Below are 24589 nucleotides of genomic sequence, written 5' to 3'. Positions count from 1 at the left end.
TTAAATAGGCCATTTCGACAAGCTCTAACGGGATTTTAGACAAAGAAATCGGAAGTTTTTAAGCAAGACACGTAATCCTATTAGGCATTACTCATTTGAAGCAATATTAAATTTTGTATCCAGGGTATTACTTACTACTCACCGACTGCTTTGCAGCATATTCTGATGGCGGCATCTTATAAGCAGCTTTAAAATGCTTGGTAAAATACTTCCTATTGTTATACCCCACATTATATGCAACTTCAGCCACGGTTAACTGGCTTTCTTTGAGAAATTGAGCCGCATGCTGTAATCTTATATTGCGAATGAATTCTATGGGTGTACTTCCTGTTAATGATACCAGCTTTTTATAAAGGTGTACCCGGCTCAGGCCAAGCTCCTTGCTAAACATTTCTACTGTAAATTCAGGATCTGATATATTCTTTTCAACTATACTGATGGCGTTTTGAATAAGTTTATCATCCAATGATGTGATTTCCATTTCACTGGTCTGAACGCTGATCTTCTTTTGGTAGATTTCTTGCAAAGATTTACGCTGTATGATCAGGTTTTTAATCCTTGACAATAAGATTTCAAAATTAAATGGCTTAGTCATATAGTCATCAGCCCCCAAGGACAGGGTTTTGATCTGTTTGTCTTCTGCTGAGTCAGCTGTAAGCAAAACCACGGGAATATGAGAAGTTCGGGCATCTCCTTTAAGCTTTTCGCAAAGCGCAATACCATTGAGCTCCGGCATCATAAGATCACTCACTATCAAGTCGGGGAGACAAGAAAGTGCTTTTTGCCAACCCTCCTTTCCATTTTTAGCCTCCACTACCTTAAAATGTACACTCAGGTTATCCTTTAAATAGAAACGAAAGTCTTCATTATCTTCTACAAGAAGTATCAACGGTGTGCCCTCATCATAGACTCGCTCCGGCTCATAACATTCAGAGACACCCGCCTTACTGCTACTATTCGCTAACTCTTTCTGACTTGCAGCATCCTTTCTGCCAACTTCCTCCACAGGAAGGTGAACCGTAAAGCATGTACCTTTACCCTGGTCACTTTCCACCGTAATGGTACCACCATGGATTTTTACAAATTCGCGTGTAATGGCCAAACCAATTCCACTACCCTGATTAACCATGCTACCGGGCGTATCATTTCTAAAGAAACGTTCAAAGATTTTTTCCTGCTGTTCTTTTGGAATACCAATTCCTGTATCAGTTACTTTGATCTCAATCAGCTTCACCCCCTTTTCTTGATCATAACAATCAACAACAACATCGATACGATCATTCTCCGAGGTAAACTTGAATGCATTAGACAAAAGGTTGAAAAGGATCTTTTCCAGTTTGTCCATATCAAACAAAACATATAATTCTTCTACTTTGCAGTGAAAGTGAAGTGTTACGCTTTTATTTTCTGACAGGTCCGAAAAAGAGTGTACAGACTCCTCAATAAATTTGATAATATTTCCTTCGGAGGTATAAAGTTCAATAGTATCTACTTCGAGTTTACGAAAATCCAATAGCTGATTGAGCAGGTTAAGCAACCTTCTGGCATTCCTATCAATCATTTGGTATTGCATTTTCTGATACTGACTCTGAGCATTGTCCATCAGCTTTTCCAAAGGTGCCAGTATGAGAGAGAGTGGCGTACGAAATTCATGACTTAAGTTTGTGAAAAACCTAATCTTTAATAGATCCAACTCATGCATTTGCTGCGCCTCTCTACGTGCCTGTTCTATTCTGAATTTCACCCTTTCGCGTTGGAGCATCACTCTTCTTACAAGAAAAAGTAAAGCCAACATTAATACCGCATAAATTGCATATGCCCAATTTTTTTTCCAAAAAGGAGGTAATACGGAGATATCCATACTAGCTGCATTCTGATCATTCCAGACTCCGTTACTATTAGAACTAATTACTTTAAAGGTGTAGTTACCCGGATCAAGATTGGTATAGGTCGCCCTCCTTGTCTGATCCGCCATTCGCCATTGACTATCAAACCCCTCCAATTTGTATTTGTATTTAGTTTTGCCGGGATGTAAAAAGTTGATGGCAGCAAACTCTATGGAAAAAACATTTTCATCGTATTTTAAAGTAACCTCATTGGTAAAAGGAAGGGACTTGGTCAGTATAGCCCTTCCCTGATACAGCTCGTTTACTTTCAAACTCTTATTAAACAACTGAAAGTCTGAAAAAACAATTTCCGATGTTTCTTCCTTAACCTTAAGCTCTTTGGGATCGAAAATGTTAAAACCGTTGGCTCCTCCAAATATCAGTTCACCGCTGGCGGTTTTTAATGCCGCATTTTCATTAAATACTTTTCCTTGAAGGCCGTCACTTTCATCAAAATTAACGAAACGGATCTTCGAAAGATCAACCACGTCATCTATCACCATATTAGAAATACCATTCGGAGTACTAAACCATAAGTTATGCTCATCTTCTTCCAGTATATTCAGGATTGTATTATGAGGAAGGCCATTTTCTGAGGTAAACATATTTAACAACTCACCTTCCTCTCCATAAACATATAGGCCTTGTTGTGTACCTACCCACATACGTTCTTGAGAATCCTTGTACAAACTGACTACAGTATGAGCGGTTAAAAGGTATGGTGTAGCCGGATCTTCAGGGTTCAACCTGACTCGGTCCGTAGCCTTGTCTATAATATCCACCCCTCCTCCACCACCAACCCATAGGTTACCACTACTATCTTCAGCCAATGCTTGTATATAAGTGACTCGCAAAGTAGTATCTCCTTTTGTTCCCCCCACCCCATAGTGCACAAACTCTTCTGTATTTCTTACAAATCTGTCCAAACCACTAGTTAGTGTTCCTACCCATAACTGTCCCCTGGAATCCTCAAACAGCTCCCATATATTGTTACCGGAAAGGCTCGATTTATTCTTAGTGCCTGCTTTATAGTGCTTGAAATGCTTTCCGTCAAATTGATTTAAGCCTCCCAAGTATGTACCTATCCATAGTGTATTGAATTTATCAATCAGCATACTAACAATCACATCACTACTAATGCTTTTGGGGTCATTTGGATTGGCTTTGTATTGTGTGAAAGTATTATCAGCCCGATTGAAATAAATCAGTCCCCCTCCATTTGTACCAATCCAAATGTTATCTTCATCATCAGCCACAAAGCGGTTTACATCATCAAAAGGCAGACTGCCAGGCGTTAGGATATTATGTCTGTAATGAGGAAATCTTTTAATCTTTTTATGGTAGTAATTCACTCCCTTTTTATAGGTTCCTACCCAAATAATTCCCTGATTATCTTTATATAAACAGTAAATACTGTTATGAGAAAGGCTGCTTTCCACTTCTTGATGATGCAACTGATAACTAACCGCCCCTGTTTCCTTATCAATAACATTAATACCTCCATGGTCTGTACCAACCCAAATTCTACCATCCGGATCTTCCACTATACCAGTGACAAGGTTGGTATTGAGTTGTATTGGACTTGAGTCTTTGCTATAGTTAACTATTGTTCTTTCGTCTGGTTTAAAATGAAATACGCCATGAGCAGCAAATGGTAGATATATCCAAAGGTCATTGTCTCTATCAACAATCATCTCAAAATTCTGCAACTGTCCTTTAAACTGGTCTACCAAGTACGAATACTGCTCCGTAACCTGTAGAGTCTTCCCATCTACTTTTTCCAGTAGACCATTATTATGAATAAACCAAATATCACCATCACCATCCTGATGAATTGCTGAGACTCCGTTTGAACCTATTGGATGTTCCGTACCCCTTGCAAAGCGTATTGATGAGTTATCCTGATTATTATAACAGGTTACACCGTCATTTGAGCTAATAAACCAATATACGTCATTATCAGTTTGAGCGATATCGGTTACAGGGCCTGCTGGCAGCTCATACCTTTCGATATAACCAGAAATATCCTGCTCAAATATTTCAAGTTTTGGATCATATATATTCATACCCTGCTGGGTATTCACCCAAATATTACCATCAGGCCCCTCAAAAAGATCGGATATTATTGTTGAACCAATAGAATTGGAATCGCGAGGATCATTAATAAAGTTTTTGATAAAATAGCCATTATACAGATTAAGCCCCGAAGAAGTTCCTATCCAAACATAACCTCGGCTATCTTTAAGAATGCAGTTAACCTCTCCATGAGACAGTCCTGTCTCCACATTGAGATGTTCAAATTTAAAAGTGAGCGGTATTTGCGGCTGAGCAGCTAAACTTCCTATCAGTATACCACCGAACACCAATAACACAAGAATCTTAATCTTCATCGGTCAAGTAAGATTGTTACAATATTTCACATTTTAAAACTGCAAAAAGGAGAACTGATAATGGTCCTTTCAATGTCAAAAGACATTATATTCACATGATAATCAATACAAAAAATAATGAACAGCTTAAATAATCAACAGTATGTATATAACAAGTTCTAACGCAAAATATATCCATAATATCGCCTTCAAAACTGTGATATAACTGCTACTACTCTTTACCCTGGCCTTTTAGAGTATAACGTACAGACCAGATACTGACATTTGAACCAGTATTAAACTATGGGGAATTTACAATAAAGGGTTAATAGCTATTTATATTAATTATTCGCCAACTCAGCTACGTTTTCTTCATCCATCGCATTATAAACCAGATTTTCAAATTCCTTGAACATCTCATTTGAGCCAAAGAGTACCTGGCTAAGCATGATTGCAACTATTTCATTTTCAGGATCTATCCAAAAAGTTGTACTGAAAGCCCCTCCCCAGTAAAAAGTACCGGAGGGCTTTACCGGATGCTTATTAGCCACTTCAAAACCATACCCAAAACCAGAATCCGCCCAAGGGAAAGATACTGTATCCAATTGGTTTATCTCCATCATTTTAGCAGTTTCAGGCTTCAGCAGTTGCACCCCTTGAAATGTACCCTTTTCCAACATTGTTTGACTAAAAACAAAATAGTCTCGGGCTGTTCCGCTCAGGCCACTTCCCCCTGAGAAGTAAGAAGCCCCCTTAACAGGAAAGTCCGGATCATACAACTTGCCTAAATCATAGGTACTTGTTATTCTCCCGCTATCATTTAGCATATAATTGTCTACCAAGCGGGATGCCTGAGTTTCGTCAAGAAAAAAATCTGTATCCTCCATTCCCAGCGGCCCCGTAATATTCTTTTTAAAATAATCTGCCAGGCTCATACCACTAGCAACTTCAACAACTCTTCCCAAAACGTCAGTACTCAGTCCATAGGTAAATCTTTCTCCCGGGTCATGGGCTAATGGCAACTTACCAAGGGACGCCATGCTTTCTTCAAGTTTTACATCAAGATGAGTGGCAAGGTCCGGTATATCATACTTGGCCATGATGGCTCCATTCACTTCAGGAGTTATGAACCCATAAGGGATACCCGATGTATGCGTCAAAAGATGGTGTATCGTTGGTGCATGGCGAGCCTGGCGGCTCTCCCATGTGGTATCTTCCTTGTGAAACGCTGTAAGCACCGTTGCATCGGCAAATTCAGGAATGTACTTAGATACAGGATCATTAAGGTCCAACTTTCCCTGCTCATATAATTGCATGGCAGCAACCGAAGTCAGAGGTTTAGTCATGGAGGCCATTCTGAAAATATGATCCTTACGGTAGGGTTCGGTATGCATGGAATCACTCCACCCAACTTCTGTTTCATAGATAATCTTGCCCCCCTTGGCTATAAGTACTACAGCTCCCGGAAACTTTTTTTCCTTTACATACCGGGAGATCAACTCATCAACCTTTTTTAAGCTGTCAGTACTTAGGCCTACATCCTCTGGCATAGCAAATAATAAAACAGGTGGCGATTGCAAAGTATCCTTTTCAATTGCCAGTTTCTCTTGCGAAGAGCTCTGCGAACAACTCATCGAAAAGAAGGCAATAAAGAAGAAATAAAGCAAAAAGCTTAAAACGGTTTGGGTAGGTTGATTCATTATTTACTGGTTTTAAAGACAGGCAATTTATCAAAATCTTACTAATATCCAATTAGTTAAACAGTATATCGATAACAGCTTTCGCTATACCGTTTACCACACCTGGATTTAGATCTATTTTGCTTTTTTCCTTTTCTTCTCTTGCCTTTTTACACCAGTAAGCGCTTCCTGCTCAATAACAGTGGTTATAATAGAAGTTTGACCATCATCCATGCGGGTCCACATGGGCACAATTCTGCCATCATGAGCAGCTATATTGGTATAATCCCCAAAGAAATTCTCTTCATCAGGTGAAAAAGGTTTTTCACTGATTTTTTTATTAGTGAAAGAGTTTCCCCCGTCAGTAGAATAGGCTAAATAAACATCCGTCTGCAGATCATCATGTTCCCTTCGATCATAGTATACTATATAAATAAACCCACTGGTTTCATCCATGGTCATCCATGAAAGAAACTGGTGCTTTCCCGGTGCATCATCGTTAACACGGACAGGCGTAGACCATGTATCGCCATGATTGGCAGACTTCATAAACCAGATATCCGTATCATCCTCTCCATTGCGCTGGTCTGACCAGTTAAGATAGAGAAATCCTCTATACTGACTATTACTGTTATCGCAAATAAGTACGGGCATACCGTTAGTCCTGTTTAGCCCCGGTATATTCAAAGACCATCCTCCAGGCTGCTCAGTCACTACAATATCATTCCTAAGCCAGTTCTTCCCTTTATCTAATGACCTGTCGAGATATATTTTGCCTCCATAAGACCATGCCACGTAAAGCTGCCCCAACGGACCGACCGCGGGCACAGCTCCCTCCACAGTATTATCATCATCTACACAATCACCCTGCAATTGGTTTATTTTGATCGGATCAGACCACTTCTTACCACCATTGCTTTCTGAAAACAGAATATTACTGTAGCAGCCCTCTTCTTTCGATCCATAATCATCAAACTGGGTCCAACTTACATAGATATTTCCTGAATTGGGATCTGCCACTGCCCACTCTTTATCCTGGTCTTTGGGATGATTAGCCCCTATTGAAGCTCCATCAGACCAGGTTTCACCTTCATCAGATGACTTCTGGCAAACAATCCTGTCCAGAATCTCTTCACTCTGCCAATTTTTGCCTGTAGGGTCTGATAAGTGAAAGTAATAAAAGTCGCCCTTCCTATCAGATATCACTACCGGATCTCCCCATACGCCCAAGGATGAAGTAAGCCTGTTCTTAGACCAGGTCTTACCCCCATCTTTTGTTACATATACTTTGTCTAAAATAGCCGACCCTACAATGTTGTCACGATCTTTATACGAAATAGCCACACTGGGTTCCGCAGGAGCTCGAGTTATGGAATCCTGCCTGTCAAGCACGATATTCTTGAATTGGCCATAAACATATGACTCTGCAAAAATTATGGTCAGTAGTACACTGAAAATATACCGCATAGTTGATAAATTAGTTAAACAAATATACAATTGCCTTAAAACTGTGCAACTGATTGGCTTGTTGTTAATTTAAATATTAATTCAGGGAAGATAAAATAAATATATGGGACACGATCACGGACACCATCATCACCACGGGGTGAAAAACCTGAAATTAGCTTTTTTCTTAAACTTAGGTTTTACGGTTATTGAGATCATTGGCGGACTTTTCACTAATAGTGTCGCCATTCTTTCCGATGCTCTGCATGATCTGGGAGACAGTCTTAGTCTAGGGCTTTCATGGTATTTTCAAAAGCTTTCAGGTAAAGGGCGTGACAAAACCTTTTCTTATGGTTACAGCAGGTTTTCCCTATTGGGAGCGGTCATTAACTCGGTTGTGCTGTTCACTGGTTCTGGCATCATCATTTACGAAGCTATCCCAAGACTTTTTAACCCCGAACAGCCAGATGCCCAAGGTATGATGTATCTGGCTATACTTGGCATTGTGATTAATGGAGCTGCAGTACTCAAGTTAAGAAAAGGCTCATCAATAAATGAAGAGGTTGTATCACTACACTTGCTTGAAGATGTGCTGGGGTGGGTAGCCGTATTAATAGGCTCCATCATTATGAGATACTATAACCTTCCCATTATTGACCCCATACTATCACTTTGCATAGCAATTTACATTCTATATAATGTTTTTATGAATATTAAAAAGAGCTTCAGAATTATACTTCAGGGCACCCCAAAAGGTGTAGAGATAGATGAAATTGCAGATGAAATAAGAAAGAATGCTGCAATCAAAGACATACATGATTGCCACTTGTGGTCAATGGACGGTGAATACTATATTTTCAGTGCACATCTTGTGGTGACAGCCGAAAAGGGAATGGAGGAATTAGCACAAATAAAAGAGGAGATAAGAAATCTCCTAAAATCGTTTTCCATCAAGCATGCCACCATTGAGTTTGAAACTGAGAATGAGACTTGCGAACTGGAACATTGCTAATTTATTAAAAAATCGACGTTCCTGTTTTGGTAGTAAAAAGCTCCAAAGCCTTCATGCCAGCCAGAGAATTTCCTTTCTTGTTTAACCCTGGACTCCAGGTTACAATACTATATTTGTCGGGAAGTATTGCCGCTATTCCGCCACCTACACCACTTTTTCCAGGTAAACCTACCCGGAAAGCAAACTCACCGGCTTCATCATAAAAGCCACACGTCTGCATTATGGCCGTAATCCTTTTAAACTGGCTTTCTGTAATATATTTTTTGGTATCTATTACACCACGACCATGATTGGCAAATACCCTAAAGGCCCTAGCCAACTCACTGCATGTCATTTCAATAGAACAAAACTCAAAATATAGATCAAGCACCTCATCGACATCATTCTCGATATTTCCAAACGACTTCATCAGATTGACCATCGCAGCATTCTTAAAGCCATGTTCCTTTTCAGAAGCTGCCACCTTTTTATTACAAAAAACATCTGCCTGCCCTACCAAATCACGAACATACTCTAAAAACTCCGCACGAGGATCAGCAAAAGAGGAAATCATCATATCGGTAATTACAAGTGCTCCAGAATTAATAAATGGGTTACGGGGTATGCCACTCTCATGCTCCAGTTGAACCAGAGAATTAAACGGATCACCAGACGGTTCCACATCAACCCGGTCGTACACCTTTTCTCCCAGATGCGAAATAGTGAGGGCCAACATGAAAACCTTTGAAATACTCTGGATAGAGAACTTTTCGAGGACATCACCTACCGCATAAGCATTATCATCAAGAGTTAGCAAGTAGATCCCAAATTTATTTCTATCCACATTAGCCAATTCAGGAATGTAATCAGCTACCTTACCTTTATCTACCAAGGGTAATACTTCCTGGTGTATCTCTTCCAGTATTTTTTGATAATCCATATATAAAAAATTAAGCACATTCCCGCAGGCGCTTCCAAAAGTAGGAAAATCTAAGAAGTGAACAACCTCAAGCCCCTCCTTTATAAAAGGAAGTGGCTGAGGTATATGCCTAAATGATTAGGAAAATGCAGCAATCATTTTTTATAGATATCCACCGGAACATTCATAGATTGATCTTCACCAATTTCAATAACTGATGAACCATAAACCGTGATCTCTGCTTTCTGAAAATCAGATTCGTCGGCTTTGTAAATGTTATCTACATACTTCTGAGGATTACGGTCTATATAAGGGAACCAAGTACTATGGATCTGGATCATAACCTTATGTCCCTTTTGGAAAGTATGAAGGATGTCTTGCAACGGGAAATTAACCTCTTCAATCTCTCCTGGTTTAAAAGGTTCCGGCTCAGCAAAACTATTTCTAAACCTGCCTCTAAACACTTCATGCCTCACCAACTGCTGATATCCGGGCATTACAACATGTTCAGGGGTTATTTTGCTTGGCTTAGCATCCTCAGGATATACATCTATAAGTTTAACCACAAAATCAGCATCAGTAGATGAAAGTGCCACTTTAAGACGTGCAACAATTTCACCCGCCAGTGTAAGATCTTCAGTTAGTATGTCACTTTCAAATGTCAACACATCCGACCTTCTTGAAGCATGTCGTTGATCATCTGTCATAAATCTACGGGGAGTAAATGTTACCGACTCAGTCTCAGAAGTGTAGGGTACCGGATTATTGGGGTCACTGATATATTTAAACGTAGCCTCTTCTTCAGCCTGTCCGTTGATCAGCAATCTACCATCTTTAGCAAATCGCAGTTTCACCGGAGGTATATCTTTTGGAGGCCACACTGCAAATTGTTTCCAGGTTTTAAGACCAGTATCAAACATATATGCTTCAGGCAAATCAAGTTTCCCTTCACCCTTTAGGTGATAATTGAAAAATGGCTTTTCAATATTTTTCTGATAATAGGTAGACACACTATCTCCAAAAAAGATATGATTCACAGCCTGATACCCTTTCTCTCTGGCCCAGTCACCATGGCTCCAGGGCCCCATAACTATACTATTTTTGGCCTTTGGGTTATTCTCCTCTACTGTTTTGTAGATATTCAACGGTCCGTAAAGGTCTTCCGCATCATACCATCCACCTACTGTCATTACTGCATGATCAATACCGTTGAGGTGGGGTAAAATATTTCTTTTTTGCCAGAATTCATCATAGTTTGGGTGTTCAACAGTCTGCTCCCAGAAGAAATCATCAGGGTAATATTTTTTTACATTTTTCAGAGGCCCCAGATTCATATGAAAATCATAACCATCAGCAGTATTTCCGGAAGCCTGAAGTTTGGACCATTTGTCCATATACCAGCTTTCAGTAGTAGGTTCCGTCTGGTGTCCAAAAACCGGGTAGGCAAACAAGTAGCTCTGCAAAAAAGCCCCCATGTGGTGAAAATCGTCAAAAAAGAAATCTGCAATGGGCGCCTGTGGCGATGAAGCCACCAAAGCAGGGTGTGCCTCAGGGAGTGCAGCAGCCGTATAATGCCCTGGATATGAAATACCCCACTGTCCTACTTTACCATTGTTGTTCTTTATATTTTTTAATAACCACTCTATGGTATCGAATGTATCCGAGCTCTCATCTATGTCCTTCTTGTTCTTAGGATTATTACCCTTTATAAAAGGTCGCATGTTATCATAGTCTCCTTCAGACATCCACCTTCCACGTACATCCTGATAAACAAATATGTACAGTTCTCTCATCAGGTAGGGTGAAGGCCCCAGACTTTTCTTATACTTATCTTCTCCATACGGCGCAACACTATATGGCGTTCTTTGCATCAAAAAAGGATACTTTTTAGACTTATCTTTAGGAGTATAGACAGCTGTAAACAACTTGGTGCCGTCCCTCATGGGAATCTGGTATTCGTTTTTGTCATAGTTGTTCCTCACAAAAAGTGAGTCCTGATTTTGAGCTATTGTGTCAATACTAAAAGCAGCCAACCCTAAGCATAGGGTCGCCACCAAAATTTTAAAGTTCATATCAATTTTTAATTTATTTAAGTTTCTAATCTTACTTGATTTACTTCTGCAGAGGTTCATAATCTTTAAACGGTGACAGGTCGAGTTTTTCCATTTCCTGTTTGTAGTTTTCCCATTCAGTTTCAAAGAAACTATCAACCTCTTTTAATGCCACTTCTAGTTTGGTCTCAGCCTGCTCTATCAACATTTTCTCAGTATCGCCCGGTGCAGTCAACGACGATTGTATATAATAGCTTGCTGTGCCAAAGCGATCACCTATGTCAGGTATTAGGGATCTGATTATACCTTGCTTTTTGCTGTTATCCTCTCCTACAAAAGGAACCAGCAATGCATCTATGGAATCCTTAGCAGCCTTGCTTCGCTCGATGGCCTCCTTAAAAGCCTCCATATCCTTGTCATTCATTTTCTTAATAAAATCATCCGCTATTTTTTTTGATTCGACGAGTCTTGCTGTAGCTAAACCAGCTAACTTCTGTCCTTTTTCTATCTGCTTCAGCATTGCCCTCCGTGCTTTAAGTACTTCCACAGACATATCAACTCTCGGATCAAACCTGACATTGACTGTGGTTGAATCTGACACCTCACCAAAGGTCATTTTTAATTTATAAGACCCAGGCAATACACTCACGCCCCCAGGCTCAGGGCTATTTTTCCCAGGTTTTGTTCTGCCTGGCCCATACACCCCCTTTTCATCAAGTCTCCAATACATTCTGTGAGCACCATTTTCCTTAGGAGCCTTCCGTTTGAGCGTCCTGAGCAATTCACCTTTCTGGTCAAACACCTCTAATGTAAGGGAGTCATAAGCCACTTTCGTGGAATCTTCAGATGGCTTTTCCACCACCAATTTCGTATTTCCTTGCTTACCCTTCTTCTTAACTGTAGACTCCCCTTTTGGTTTATCTTTTTTTTCAGGCCTATTGATCAGGTAAGTTATCATAGCCCCTGTTTTTCTATTTTCGCCACTGTATATGGCATCAGCACTGAATCTTGTTCCTGAGGGCTGCTGATTCAGCGTGAGATAAGCATCAGGGGCCTTGAATAATTCAAGCTGCTTATTCAAAACCCGCTGTCCTTCTCTGGCAATAGCTCTCAACGGCCTGATATCATCCAGCACATAGGCCGCTCTTCCATAGGTACCTATCACAAGGTCATGCTCCCTGGGATGAATCACCAAATCCATTGTTGGTACCATAGGGTAACCATTAGTCCACTGAGTCCAGTTTTTTCCTCCATCAATACTAACATACAATCCCCCCTCAGACCCAAGGAACATCAGTTTGGCTTCCACGGGATCTTGAACAAAAGATAAGGTATAGTTCCACACCTGACTTTCATTGACCATACTCCTCCAGGTATTACCATAATCAGTGGTATGGAAAAGGTATGGCTTGTAATCAGAGTTTCTATAATTATTGACTACTGCAAAAGCTTCCCCCGCATTATAGGTTGAAGGCTTTATCTGGGCTACCCAACCTGCCTTGGGCATGCCCGTGATATTAGGAGTAACATTGACCCAGGACTTGCCGCCATCTCTTGTTATCTGTATAAAGCCATCATCTGTACCTACCCAGATAACACCTTGTTGCAAAGGGCTTGGCGAAATAGCCAGGATCGTGGTATTGTTTTCAGCACCAGTTGCATCTATTGTAAGCCCCCCGCTCTCGTCCTGTTTCTGTTTTTCCGGATCATTGGTAGTCAGATCAGGAGAAATTACCTCCCATGTATCTCCTTTATCCATGCTTTTGTGCACAAACTGACTTCCAAAATATAGAGTGGAATTATCGAACGGATCCTGAGCAATTGCAGCATTCCAGTTAAACCTTAGCCTCATATCAGGGTCAGGATGTGTTGGTCTCATAAACTTTTGGTGCCCTGTCTCTTTGTCATAACGAACCACAAAGCCCTGCTGCGACATAGAATACCCGTATCGAGAGTTATCGGGATCAGGGATCACATCAAAGCCATCCCCAAAAGATATCTCCTGCCAATATGAATTTCTGATCCCCTGTGACTTCCATACATAGGCAGGCCCTGCCCAGGAGCCATTGTCCTGCATGCCACCATAAACATTGTAGGGGTACTCCATATCCACATTAATATGATAAAATTGAGCAATAGGAAGATTTTCAACAAACCGCCAGGTTTGCCCGCGATCGTGCGTAATGTTAAGGCCTCCGTCGTTACCATCAATCATGTAACTTGGATCATTTGGGTTGATCCACCATGCATGATGATCAGGGTGCACACCCCGACTTGTATTATAAGCAGGCATAAGTTGTGTAAATGATTTTCCCCCATCCTCACTCTCATTGACATAGGTGAATATAGTGTATAGCCTGTTTTCGTTTTGAGGATCAACATATATCTCCGAATAATAGAATGGCCTATTGCCTATTTCATTAGTATTATCGTTAATTTTCTGCCATTTATATCCCCCATCTTCAGATCTATACAAGGCATTTTTCTTGGATTCAATCAAGGCATAAACCCTCTTAGGATTGCTTTTGGAAACTGCGACACCAATTCTCCCCAGATCACCTTCTGGCAGTCCATCTTCAGCAGTGAGTTTTTTCCAGTTCTCACCCCCATCAACTGTCACATATAAACCTGAGCCTGGCCCTCCCGAGTGGAACGTCCAAGGCTTACGTCTATGCTCCCACATGGCAGCAAACAGCTTGTTGGGATTGGTTGGGTCTATTACCAGATCAGCGGCTCCGGTTTTTTCATTTACATAGAGTACTTTTTTCCAGTTCTTACCACCATCAGTGGTCTTATACACACCTCTTTCCGGATGCTCACCCCATGGGGAACCTATAGCTCCTACATAAACAATATCCGGATTATCAGGGTGAATAACTATACGATGAATATGACGGGTCTTCTCCAACCCCATCAGATCCCATGTTTTACCTCCATCCAACGACTTGTAAACACCATACCCCCCATTCAGACTATTTCGGGGGTTTCCTTCTCCTGTACCAGCCCATACAACTTCCGGGTTATCCTGTTGTATGGCGACAGCTCCAATGGACATTGACTTAACCTCATCAAAAACAGGTTTCCAACCCACTCCTCCACTTTCAGACTTCCACAAACCACCTGATGCAGTCCCGGCATAAATGATATCAGGCTGATCATACACAGCATCAATAGCAGTAACTCGCCCACTCATACCAGCAGGGCCAATGCTCCTTGGTTTCATCTCTTTAAGTTTATCCATGTCTAGCTTCTGTGAAAAGCCTGGGACTGCAAATAATAGTATTGTGACCACAAAAAGATGGTCTAGAAATGATTTCAACATGTTCAATATGAGTTTATATCTTATAATTAAAGATGCCGATATGAATTACGTTATACAAACTTTAGCATGGGGAAGTATCCAGCTATTTTATAAAAGGTTAAAATGTACTAGTACACGGCACCCTAAAGGAACTCTGCATCAGGAAAGAAATTCCACTTCTTTGAAATTGTATTTTCTCAGCCCTTTGTACGTTTCTATCTCCAACAATCCATGCTCTGAGATACCTGTAATCCTACCCTGAAAAACTTCCTTATCTTTATATAAATGATCCTCTCCAAAGCGATACATATTATTGAGGTATTCATTTCTCAGGGCATCCAGCTCACCTCTTTTCAACTGCATGTACTGCTTTTCCAGGTATTCACATAGTGAATTTAAAGCCATTTGAAGGTCATAAATTTCACCTGTTACCTGAGCTAGTGACACAGCCTTTTCTTCAGGAAATTTTAGTTGATTCACATTCAAACCAATCCCCACAATGGTGTATTCAATCCTATTGCTTTTTAACACGTTTTGAATAAGAACGCCACATATCTTTTGCTCCTTATAATAGATGTCATTTGGCCATTTCACCTGAAATCCCTTTCTAATACTGTTTAAGTAATCAACAATTCCCAGTGATATAACAATGTTGAGGTTAAATTGCTGAACTATTGATAAGAAATTTGGCTTTAGTACTAAAGTGAAAGTAAGATTTTTGCCAGGCTCGGTTAGCCATGCATTTCCACGTTGTCCCTTTCCAGCGGTTTGGTTGTTAGTGATCACAATTGTCCCTTCCATAACCGGATGTTTTTCAAGCAGATGAGCAGCTTCATCATTAGTAGAGTGACAAGTTGGCAGAAAAATGACCTTTTTGCCCAGAAATAATGTTTTGGCAGGAATTTTATACAAGTATTTTTGTTAGTTTTGTTTAGTATATTTCAAAGATAATTAATGAATGTAAATAAAGATTTAGCTCCTTCCGAAAAATTGAGTCACGCGGTGGTGAGAGGTATGCAGGAGAAAAAAGCTTCCGATATTGTAATAATGGATTTACGTGAGGTTAAAAATGCAATTGCAGATTTTTTTGTGGTTTGCTCAGGAAACTCTGACACCCAGTTGGATGCAATTGCAGACTCCGTTGATGAATTAGTTTCAAAAGAACTCCATCAGGATCCATGGCACCAGGAAGGCAAAAACAACAAAGAATGGATGTTACTGGATTATGTAGATGTGGTCGCCCACATCTTCAAGAGGGATAAACGAGAGTTTTATGCGCTGGAGAACCTTTGGGGTGATGCAAAAATAGAAACCATTGATGATGGGATTTAAAGAGAAACTTAAATAGATAGATAACGTTACACAGTTGATGTAGTGCAATTTTTTTAAACAGATATGCCAGATAAGAAAAAAAATATAATTCCTAACAAACCCCAAAAACCAAATTATCAGGTATGGGTCATCGTGATCCTGATAGCTGTTATATTTGGTATTATGATATTCAACCAGTCGAGCACACTGGTACCTATCACCATGAATAGGTTTGAGAGTATGATGGTTAGTAACGATGTGCAGAGAGTGGTGCTCATAAGAAACCAGAAATATGTAGAAATCACACTAAAGCCCGAGGCTTTAGATAATGCAAAATACAGAAACGAACTGGAAACCAGCAGTCCTTTTGGCGTAAGCTCGGGACCTCATTACAAGTTAAATATTGGCTCAGTTGACAGTTTCATTTCACAATACCAGGAACTGAACGAAAAACTACCGTCTGATCAACAGGTCGACTATGAAGTAGATGACAAGTCTGACATTACCAACTACATTTTCCAATGGGGATTCTTCATATTTATCCTTTTTGGGTTCTGGTTCCTGATGCGTAGAATGACCGGTGGCGGAGGCCCTGGTGGACAAATATTTAATATTGGTAAATCAAGAGCAGCATTGTTTGATGCCGAAAATAAAGTAAAAGTTACTTTTGATAATGTTGCAGGTCTTGATGAAGCTAAAGAAGAAGTAAGGGAGATCGTTGAATTCCTTAAGACTCCAAGCAAATTCACTAAGTTAGGAGGTAAGATTCCTAAAGGTGCACTGCTTGTTGGCCCTCCGGGAACTGGTAAAACCTTATTGGCAAAAGCTGTTGCAGGTGAAGCCGCTGTACCTTTCTTTACCCTTTCTGGTTCTGACTTTGTTGAGATGTTTGTGGGTGTTGGTGCTGCCAGAGTTAGAGACCTTTTTAAACAAGCTAAAGAAAAAGCACCCTGTATCGTATTTATAGATGAGATCGATGCTATTGGTCGTTCAAGGGGTAAAGGACAAATGCCAGGCTCTAATGATGAAAGAGAAAACACTTTGAACTCTCTTTTAGTTGAGATGGATGGTTTCTCAACGGATAGCGGCGTGATTATACTTGCTGCTACTAACCGACCTGACGTACTTGACTCTGCATTAATGAGGCCAGGTAGGTTTGATCGTCAGATCAGTATAGATAAGCCAGATATTGTTGGCCGTGAAGCCATATTCAAAGTACACCTGAAACCTTTGAAACTAGGCAAAAACGTAGATCCAAAAAAACTGGCAGCTCAAACTCCTGGCTTTGCAGGTGCTGAAATAGCCAATGTTTGTAACGAAGCAGCATTGATCGCTGCCAGAAAGGATAAACTAGCTGTTGAAATGCAGGATTTCCATGATGCTATCGACAGGGTCATTGGAGGGCTTGAAAAGAAAAATAAGATCATTTCTCCCGAAGAAAAGAAAATTGTTGCCTACCATGAGGCTGGGCATGCCGTAGCAGGATGGTTTCTGGAACATGCAGATCCATTGGTTAAGGTCAGCATTGTACCAAGAGGTGTTGCCGCATTAGGATATGCTCAATACCTGCCTAAAGAACAATTTCTATATCAAACTGAACAGTTAATAGATGCCATGTGTATGGCTCTGGGGGGTAGGGCTGCTGAAGAGATCATCTTCAACAAAATATCCACCGGTGCCCTGAGTGACCTTGAAAGGGTTACTAAAATGGCATATAGCATAGTATCTGTATACGGTATGAATGATAAAGTAGGTCATGTTTCTTTTTATGACTCAAAACAGTCTGAATACAGCTTCACCAAACCATATTCAGAAGCTACAGCAGAAACTATTGACATGGAGGCAAGAAAAGTTATCGAGGATGCCTTCCAAAGAACAAAAGACTTACTTCTACATAGAAAAGATGAACTGGAAATAGTAGCCAAAGAGCTTCTTGAAAAAGAGATCATATTCCAGTCTGACCTTGAAAGGCTGATCGGTAAGAGGCCATTCTCACAGCCTACCAGCTATGAAGCCTTTACCAATGGTCAGGATAAGAAAGAAGAGGAAGAAGGTCATAAACCTTCAAGCATGGGTGGTGCTTCAGCTCCTGAGGACTCAACAAAACCTCTTGATGTAGACACTACTAAAAAGGATATATAAAAAATAACCATGTTTGTAAAGAGGCTGTTTTAAAGGTCAAAATCATACTATGATTGGCTTTTGAAGCAACCTCTTTTTATTTTAGCGCTCTTATAAAAAGATATGCCGCAGACCATAGATACCCTAAGTGGAAAGAAAATATACTTCGCTTCTGATTTCCATCTGGGTGTACCCACCAAAAACAAAAGCCTGGAAAGAGAAAAGAGGATTGTCAGCTGGCTGGACCAAGTAAAAAAAGACGCTCATTCAATTTATCTGCTTGGAGATATTTTTGATTTTTGGTTTGAATACAAACATGCTATTCCCAAGGGTTTTATCAGGTTACAGGGTAAGCTGGCAGAACTAACAGATGCTGGCATACCTGTAATTTTCTTTACCGGAAATCATGATATGTGGATGTTCAGTTACTTTACTGAAGAATTGAATATTCCTATTTACCGAAAGCCTCAGCAGTTGGTGGTGGATGGCAAAAAACTGTTGATTGGACATGGAGATGGTCTTGGCCCGGGAGATCACACCTACAAAATCCTCAAAAAGGTATTTAGTAGCAAATTATGCCAATGGCTGTTTGCAAGAATACATCCCAATGCCGGCATAGGTATAGCCAACTTTTGGTCCAGGAAAAGCCGAATCAGTAGCAGTGGCGAAGATGACCGTTTTATGGGTGATAAGGAATTCCTTTGGCAATATTGTAAGCAAGTGGAACAAAAAGAGCACCACGATTATTATATTTTTGGTCACAGACATCTGCCCCTTAACCTAGAAGTTGGTGAACATAGCCGCTACTTCAATCTGGGTGAGTGGGTCAATTTTCAGACTTACGGCACTTATGATGGCGAAAAATTTGAGCTCCATACATTTGAGAAAGAAGATAGTCTCTAGGCTGTTTTTTTTTATCATTCTATTTATATGCCCTCCATTGGTCTATGGACAGCAATTGCAACTTATTGACTCTATACTTATCAATGCCCCTGTAAGCGCCTCCATAGACAGGCTCAACCAAATCTACATTGCTGATAAAAGAGGTAATCTGAGCCAGTACAAGAACACCCATCTTGTACAGATTTTTTCACCACAACAAACCGGCAACATCACCCTTATTGAGGCATGGAATCCCCTAAAAATATTTATTTTTTACGCGGACTTCCAGGAATACCTGTTTCTGGACAGGTTTCTTTCAGCATCACAGAGATACCAGGCTCCGGAGCTTTCCCGCTTTAGCGGCATGATGACCCTAAGCAACGACAACAATCTCTGGATAGTAGATTATATAAACTTTGGCCTAAAAAAATACGACATCAACTTTGGAGACTATACAATCAATACCCCATTTGACCTTATCCTTAACCCTGATAAATACGAAATAACATTTATCCGAGAGTATCAAAATCTGGTTTTCATAAGCGATAAAAATAGCGGGATACTGGTATTTGATAACCTGGGTAACTACCTAAAAAAAATACAGGTCAAAGGGGTTAACCATTTCAGCTTTACAGGAGATGAGTTGTATTACATCTCTGGGAACGACGTGCTGATAAAAGTGAATATCTATTCTGACAAAAGATCTACTCTATCCTTACCACAAGATGCGCTGTTTGCCTTCCTATATGACAACAACAAACTAGCTCTGATCTCAGAAAAGGCACTGAACACCTATTCAATAAAAGAAAATTGAAAAATACCCCTATTTGGGGGATTCGCCAGATACTTTAAATTCGGATATTGCTTTCAAGTTCTGATTGATTCAAAAAACTTCCCTATATGATGCTCCGCAAAGTACGAGGGAAGTTTTTTATTTAACATGGTCGTGTTATGTAATGAAGCAACTTTAACTGACTAATCTTTATATGAACCCATGGTAAGTTTCAACTGCATGGCTGAGGATATGAACCTCTTTACAAAAATCAACATGTTTGAATTTCCTCCTACAACATATTTGGGCTTGGGATTTTTTGATCCAATGATCTTATCTATAACATTGATAACAATCCCAGCATCCTGAGATTTGCTCATGTTAGTACGGACCTTTTCCCTCATTTTAGTAACTTTTTCCGTATAGGCGCTACCTTCCTTTAAAAATAATTCAGGTTCAATCGTTGTTTTCAGGTCATTAGGTTCAACCACTACCACATTGATCCCAAATGGCTTTAATTCCATATTAAGACTAAAGCTGAAGGCAGATAAAGCGGCTTTAGATGTCGTATAGCTGGTATAAAAAGGTAATGGAAATGAAGCTATCAAAGAACTGGTGTTGATGATAAGTCCTTCACCTCGTTTTCTCATTCCTGGCAAAAGTGCTCTAGTTAGCTTGAGTGCCCCAAAAAAGTTTGTCTCAAAGAGATTTTGGAAGTTCTCATGAGGAATGTCTTCAAAAGCCCCTAATTGAGACTGACCGGCATTGTTGATCAAAATATCGACACCTTCGGGAAACTGGTTAGCCAAACTCTCAATGCTGGTAGGGTCGTTAAGGTCCAGCGCCAACATAGTAAAGCCGTTGTTAACTGCCAATTGCTGATCTGGATTCCGGGAAGTTCCATAAACTTTGTACCCCTTATTCTGTGCAAGATGCTTGGCAATAGTGAGACCAATACCTTTCGATGCGCCGGTAATCAGCACGGTAGTTGAAGCCATTATGATAAAATTAAGCAAAAAAAGAAGTGCTCCGGTCAAGAGCACTTCCAAGGTCAAAAACTCAAAATAAATAGGATAAATTCTTAATTCATCCAATAACAACAACACTAATATAACAAATATTGAATAAAAAAGATCGCTAAGAATAATCTTTTTTATTCGTACATAGTGAGTAGTGTGTACCCAATCAGCTTACCCTTGCCGTTATATGACTCTGAGCGCACAATACCCACATCTTCAGCAATATAGTCAACGGCTTTGCTCTCTCTGTTCATCATCATTTTCATTTTCACATCATATGACACCTTAAAAGCATCAAAAGTCCCAGCCGGAGTAGTTATTTTTTCTTTGCCTTCAACTTTCCTATTTGTTACGTCGACTTTCATATTGAAAAAATCTGCACTAATAACGATAGCTCCATCATCAAGAGCCTTTCCTTCAGAAAGGTCAGCAGGCCACTCAAGGTTGTCCACCTCCACGGTCATATTCATACCCCGAAAAGCCTGCAATGATTCTTCAGGAATAAATCGTTCCATATCCATTTTAATTATGCCGTTCTCACACACAAGCTCCACCTCCTTTTCATACACAAGCTCGTCCTTTTTGTCAAAGCTTTGAAAATATACCATAGCGGTCCAACCAGTAGGGCTTTCATCTAAGGATTTCAATTCATTGACCTGTCGGCCTGTTGCTTTATCTTTGGTATTATATGATGTCAGTTCCCATTTAGAACCTTCTTTAAGATTGTAGAACGGATTGCACTGAGTCCATCCTTTTCCTGAACCTAGAGCTATAACAAATAATATTAAAAATACTCTTTTCATGTTTATGGGGTTAAGTAGTTAGACGAGGTCATTGACCTTCAACATGTTTTAATTTACGCTGTTTTTATTTTTATATTTAGACTGGAATAAATTTATATAAGACATTAAAGATTACCAATGATGTAAAATGAATTAATTTTCAGTAATTTGTGTTCATATTCGGTCAGTTTTGTACAAATAAGAACATATTAATTTAGCAAAAGGCCCATTGCTTGCTGTATTCACTTTGGCACTATTTTTATCTAAAGAATTGGTTAACTTAAACAAGACACTGCGTGGATAAAGAAATTGGTAAGATTTTGATGATAGATGATGATGAGGATGTGCTATTAGCTGCAAAACTGCTATTAAAAAAACACGCTCATCAGGTAATTATTGAAAAGAACCCCAAGAAGATCCCCTTCCTTCTAAATAATGACACTTATGATGTAATTCTGCTAGACATGAACTTTAGCAAAGATATCACAAGTGGCAAAGAAGGCTTTCATTGGCTTAGCCAGATTCTTGAAAAAGACCCATCAGCAGTAGTCATCATGATCACTGCCTTTGGGGATGTAGAAATGGCAGTCAGGGCATTGAAAGAGGGGGCCACAGACTTTGTGTTGAAGCCATGGCAAAATGAAAAACTTCTAGCTACTATATCCACAGCCATTAAGCTTAACAAGTCATACAAAGAGGTTGACAAACTAAAGAAAGCTAAAAAACAGTTAGAGGAAGATATTAACCAACCTTTTAAAGATATCATTGGTCATAGTGATGCACTAAGGGAAGTGTTTAACCTGATTGACAAAGTTGCCAGAACAGATGCTAATGTACTGATCCTAGGTGAAAACGGAACTGGTAAGGAGCTGGTAGCCAGAGCCATTCATCAACGCTCTCTCAGAAAAGAGAACAGTTTTATTGCTGTTGATATGGGGGCCATTACAGAATCACTCTTTGAGAGTGAACTATTCGGACATAAAAAAGGCTCTTATACTGACGCTAAAGAAGATAGGCCAGGCCGGTTTGAAATTGCTAATGGAGGAACACTATTTCTTGATGAAATAGGGAACCTAAGCATGCCCCTACAGTCTAAACTGCTTACAGTGCTACAAAACCGACAAGTAACCAGGCTGGGTACCAACACCCCTATACCCATAGATATCAGGCTTATTTGTGCTACCAATATGCCTGTGCAGGAAATGGTAGCTGAAAGTACTTTCAGGCAGGATCTGTTATACAGGATCAATACCGTTGAAATAAAACTCCCTCCTCTGCGCGACAGGATTGAAGATATTCCTCTGCTGGTTGATCATTTTGTAGAGATATATTCTAAGAAATACAGGAAAGAGATCCGCTCTGTAAATGAAGACACAATCTATAAACTGCAGAGATACGACTGGCCAGGAAATATCCGTGAACTTCAGCATGCTTTAGAGCGGGCTATTATCATGAGCGATAATACTGAGCTTGAGCCAGAGGATTTCTTTTTCCTTACGCATAACAAATCTTCTTCCCAGGACCTCAAAACTGATAACCTGAATCTAGACGAGGTTGAAAAATCGGTTATAGAAAGAGCTATCAATATTCATAACGGTAATATTTCAAAAGCAGCCAAAGAACTTGGCTTAACCAGGGCCTCTCTCTACAGAAGGCTTGAAAAACATGGACTTTAGTAATACCAGAAAAGCCATTTTGTTTAGAGTAGGAACACTCACGGTGACCATTTTCCTGCTGTCGTGGCTGATCTTCAATGATGGCTACTTTGTTACAGAACTGGTGTTGTTTGTGCTATTAGGTTTGCAGATTATTTCTCTGATCAAATCTCTTGAAAGAAATAATGAGGAGCTAATCAGTTTTCTGGATTCCATTCGACATGATGACATCTCACATAACTATAGGACTGACTTTAAAAATGAGGATACTAACAGGCTCAACAACGAACTTAACAAAGCACTGAAAGACCTGCGTGAGGTAAGGAAAGAAAAAGAAGCTGATTTTCAATATCTAAAAAACATTGTTCAGCATGTGGGAATAGGTCTGATCACCTTTAACCGTACAGGTAAAGTACAAATCATAAATACTGCCGCCAAAAAGCTCTTAAGGGTTAACAACATTGACAATATCAAAGACTTATCATCCGTAAGTGAAAACCTGGTAGACATTTTCTTAAGACTAAAAACCGGAGGGAGAGACCTCATACGGTTAGAAATTGGTGGAGACATTGTACAGTTGGCTATTTATGCAATAGAGCTCACGCTTCGTGGTGAAGAATTCAAACTGGTATCAGTTCAAAACATACAAAATGAACTGGAAGAAAAAGAGATGGAAGCCTGGCAAAACCTGGTCCGGGTACTTACTCATGAAATCATGAATTCCGTCACCCCTATCTCTTCCCTCGCCAATACGGTAGAAGATGAACTGAATGAGCAACTCAACAATGACCAGGAGATCAATCAAATTTCCAATGAAGAAATTGCAGACCTCCACCTGGCTATTCAAACCATCAAAAAACGTAGCCAGGGCTTAATCAGGTTTGTTCAAGATTTCAGGAACCTTACACATATTCCCAAACCAAAAATTGCTGAGATAAACGTAAAGGAGCTTCTTAAGGAAATGCTCATGCTACATAAACGGGAAATAGAAGACAATAAAGTAAATGCCAATATAAGGGTAGACCCTGCTAATATGACCATCAATGCAGATAAAGAACTAATAGAGCAAGTGTTGATCAACCTTATCAAAAATGCTACTCAAGCCTTTGATGAACAGACCAACCGACTGGTTGAACTCAATGCATACTTTGATGAAAAAAGCCGACCTGTAATTAGTGTAAAAGACAACGGTAATGGCATTGATGATGAGGCTCTTGAAAAGATTTTCATACCCTTTTTTACAACTAAAAAAAATGGCTCTGGCATTGGTCTCAGCCTATCTCGACAGATCATGCGACAGCATCAGGGAATGCTTGGCGTAAAATCTAAAATGGATGAGGGAACGGAGTTCTTTTTAAGGTTTTAGAAAAACCACAATATTTCCTAGATTTACGAATTATTACTT

At 39.9% G+C, this 24589-nt stretch carries 16 protein-coding genes; 7 read left to right on the top strand and 9 right to left on the bottom strand.

Translation table 11 applies throughout. The features are described from left to right. Positions 1-127: 127 nt before the first annotated feature. From JMN32_RS12695 to JMN32_RS12685, 3 genes are all read right to left on the bottom strand, one after another. Positions 128-4276, bottom strand: coding sequence for a hybrid sensor histidine kinase/response regulator transcription factor (locus tag JMN32_RS12695; protein WP_202856699.1), 4149 nt, complete (start codon positions 4274-4276; stop codon positions 128-130). Between the two features lie 320 nt (positions 4277-4596). After that, the gene (locus JMN32_RS12690; RefSeq protein WP_202856698.1) at positions 4597-5955 is read right to left on the bottom strand and encodes a serine hydrolase domain-containing protein; all 1359 of its coding nucleotides are present in this window, start codon (positions 5953-5955) and stop codon (positions 4597-4599) included. A gap of 114 nt (positions 5956-6069) precedes the next feature. Next, positions 6070-7401, bottom strand: a complete 1332-nt coding sequence (locus JMN32_RS12685) for a sialidase family protein (RefSeq protein ID WP_202856697.1) — start codon at positions 7399-7401, stop codon at positions 6070-6072. 103 nt (positions 7402-7504) lie between these two features. On the opposite strand from JMN32_RS12685, the gene JMN32_RS12680 reads away from it, so the two are divergent. Then, positions 7505-8392 carry a cation diffusion facilitator family transporter gene (locus tag JMN32_RS12680; RefSeq protein ID WP_202856696.1) on the top strand — a complete coding sequence of 296 codons (888 nt, stop codon included), beginning with the start codon at positions 7505-7507 and terminating at the stop codon, positions 8390-8392. A gap of 4 nt (positions 8393-8396) precedes the next feature. On the opposite strand, the gene JMN32_RS12675 is transcribed toward JMN32_RS12680, so the two are convergent. The 4 genes from JMN32_RS12675 to JMN32_RS12660 all read right to left on the bottom strand — a co-directional run bounded on the left by JMN32_RS12675 (position 8397) and on the right by JMN32_RS12660 (position 15554). After that, positions 8397-9311, bottom strand: coding sequence for a glutaminase (locus JMN32_RS12675; RefSeq protein WP_202856695.1), 915 nt, complete (start codon positions 9309-9311; stop codon positions 8397-8399). 134 nt (positions 9312-9445) lie between these two features. Beyond that, a complete protein-coding gene (locus JMN32_RS12670) occupies positions 9446-11362 on the bottom strand; it encodes a CocE/NonD family hydrolase (RefSeq protein ID WP_202856694.1) in 1917 nt (638 codons plus the stop codon). A 40-nt stretch (positions 11363-11402) separates the two neighbouring features. Beyond that, on the bottom strand, positions 11403-14663 hold the full coding sequence (locus JMN32_RS12665; protein ID WP_238354448.1) for a WD40/YVTN/BNR-like repeat-containing protein: 3261 nt from the start codon (positions 14661-14663) through the stop codon (positions 11403-11405). A 138-nt stretch (positions 14664-14801) separates the two neighbouring features. After that, complete coding sequence (locus tag JMN32_RS12660) at positions 14802-15554, bottom strand: biotin--[acetyl-CoA-carboxylase] ligase (RefSeq protein WP_202856693.1); 753 nt, start codon at positions 15552-15554, stop codon at positions 14802-14804. Positions 15555-15596: 42 nt separating this feature from the next. Here JMN32_RS12660 and rsfS point away from each other — a divergent pair, with 42 nt between their 5' ends. From rsfS to JMN32_RS12640, 4 genes are all read left to right on the top strand, one after another. Then, positions 15597-15974, top strand: coding sequence for a ribosome silencing factor (gene rsfS / locus JMN32_RS12655; RefSeq protein ID WP_202856692.1), 378 nt, complete (start codon positions 15597-15599; stop codon positions 15972-15974). A gap of 63 nt (positions 15975-16037) precedes the next feature. Next, positions 16038-18095, top strand: a complete 2058-nt coding sequence (gene ftsH, locus JMN32_RS12650) for an ATP-dependent zinc metalloprotease FtsH (protein ID WP_202856691.1) — start codon at positions 16038-16040, stop codon at positions 18093-18095. 102 nt (positions 18096-18197) lie between these two features. Continuing rightward, positions 18198-18977 carry a UDP-2,3-diacylglucosamine diphosphatase gene (locus JMN32_RS12645; protein WP_202856690.1) on the top strand — a complete coding sequence of 260 codons (780 nt, stop codon included), beginning with the start codon at positions 18198-18200 and terminating at the stop codon, positions 18975-18977. Beyond that, positions 18955-19770, top strand: coding sequence for an NHL repeat-containing protein (locus JMN32_RS12640; protein WP_202856689.1), 816 nt, complete (start codon positions 18955-18957; stop codon positions 19768-19770). Before JMN32_RS12645 ends, JMN32_RS12640 begins: the two co-directional genes overlap by 23 nt. A gap of 161 nt (positions 19771-19931) precedes the next feature. Here the strand turns inward: JMN32_RS12640 and JMN32_RS12635 are convergent, their stop codons facing one another. Both JMN32_RS12635 and JMN32_RS12630 read right to left on the bottom strand, forming a co-directional pair. Further along, positions 19932-20726: an SDR family oxidoreductase gene (locus JMN32_RS12635; protein WP_202856688.1), complete on the bottom strand. Its 795-nt coding sequence runs from the start codon at positions 20724-20726 to the stop codon at positions 19932-19934. Between the two features lie 155 nt (positions 20727-20881). Next, positions 20882-21550: a TapB family protein gene (locus JMN32_RS12630; protein WP_202856687.1), complete on the bottom strand. Its 669-nt coding sequence runs from the start codon at positions 21548-21550 to the stop codon at positions 20882-20884. 302 nt (positions 21551-21852) lie between these two features. Here JMN32_RS12630 and JMN32_RS12625 point away from each other — a divergent pair, with 302 nt between their 5' ends. Then, positions 21853-23205 carry a sigma-54-dependent transcriptional regulator gene (locus tag JMN32_RS12625; RefSeq protein ID WP_202856897.1) on the top strand — a complete coding sequence of 451 codons (1353 nt, stop codon included), beginning with the start codon at positions 21853-21855 and terminating at the stop codon, positions 23203-23205. Beyond that, positions 23195-24550 carry a sensor histidine kinase gene (locus JMN32_RS12620; RefSeq protein WP_202856686.1) on the top strand — a complete coding sequence of 452 codons (1356 nt, stop codon included), beginning with the start codon at positions 23195-23197 and terminating at the stop codon, positions 24548-24550. The genes JMN32_RS12625 and JMN32_RS12620 overlap by 11 nt, the downstream gene beginning before the upstream one ends. Positions 24551-24589: the final 39 nt, after the last annotated feature.

Source organism: Fulvivirga marina (genome assembly GCF_016775155.1).
Classification (GTDB): Bacteria; Bacteroidota; Bacteroidia; order Cytophagales; family Cyclobacteriaceae; genus Fulvivirga; species Fulvivirga marina.
This window is presented reverse-complemented; position numbering and strand designations above follow the sequence as displayed.

Coding starts and splice junctions, on each gene's coding strand:
- JMN32_RS12670 (WP_202856694.1), bottom strand. CDS start 11,362: ATGAACTTTAAAATTTTGGTGGCGACCCTATGCTTAGGGTTGGCTGCT.
- JMN32_RS12680 (WP_202856696.1), top strand. CDS start 7,505: ATGGGACACGATCACGGACACCATCATCACCACGGGGTGAAAAACCTG.
- rsfS (WP_202856692.1), top strand. CDS start 15,597: ATGAATGTAAATAAAGATTTAGCTCCTTCCGAAAAATTGAGTCACGCG.
- JMN32_RS12690 (WP_202856698.1), bottom strand. CDS start 5,955: ATGAATCAACCTACCCAAACCGTTTTAAGCTTTTTGCTTTATTTCTTC.
- ftsH (WP_202856691.1), top strand. CDS start 16,038: ATGCCAGATAAGAAAAAAAATATAATTCCTAACAAACCCCAAAAACCA.
- JMN32_RS12635 (WP_202856688.1), bottom strand. CDS start 20,726: ATGGCTTCAACTACCGTGCTGATTACCGGCGCATCGAAAGGTATTGGT.
- JMN32_RS12630 (WP_202856687.1), bottom strand. CDS start 21,550: ATGAAAAGAGTATTTTTAATATTATTTGTTATAGCTCTAGGTTCAGGA.
- JMN32_RS12675 (WP_202856695.1), bottom strand. CDS start 9,311: ATGGATTATCAAAAAATACTGGAAGAGATACACCAGGAAGTATTACCC.
- JMN32_RS12625 (WP_202856897.1), top strand. CDS start 21,853: ATGATAGATGATGATGAGGATGTGCTATTAGCTGCAAAACTGCTATTA.
- JMN32_RS12685 (WP_202856697.1), bottom strand. CDS start 7,401: ATGCGGTATATTTTCAGTGTACTACTGACCATAATTTTTGCAGAGTCA.
- JMN32_RS12645 (WP_202856690.1), top strand. CDS start 18,198: ATGCCGCAGACCATAGATACCCTAAGTGGAAAGAAAATATACTTCGCT.
- JMN32_RS12665 (WP_238354448.1), bottom strand. CDS start 14,663: ATGTTGAAATCATTTCTAGACCATCTTTTTGTGGTCACAATACTATTA.
- JMN32_RS12620 (WP_202856686.1), top strand. CDS start 23,195: ATGGACTTTAGTAATACCAGAAAAGCCATTTTGTTTAGAGTAGGAACA.
- JMN32_RS12695 (WP_202856699.1), bottom strand. CDS start 4,276: ATGAAGATTAAGATTCTTGTGTTATTGGTGTTCGGTGGTATACTGATA.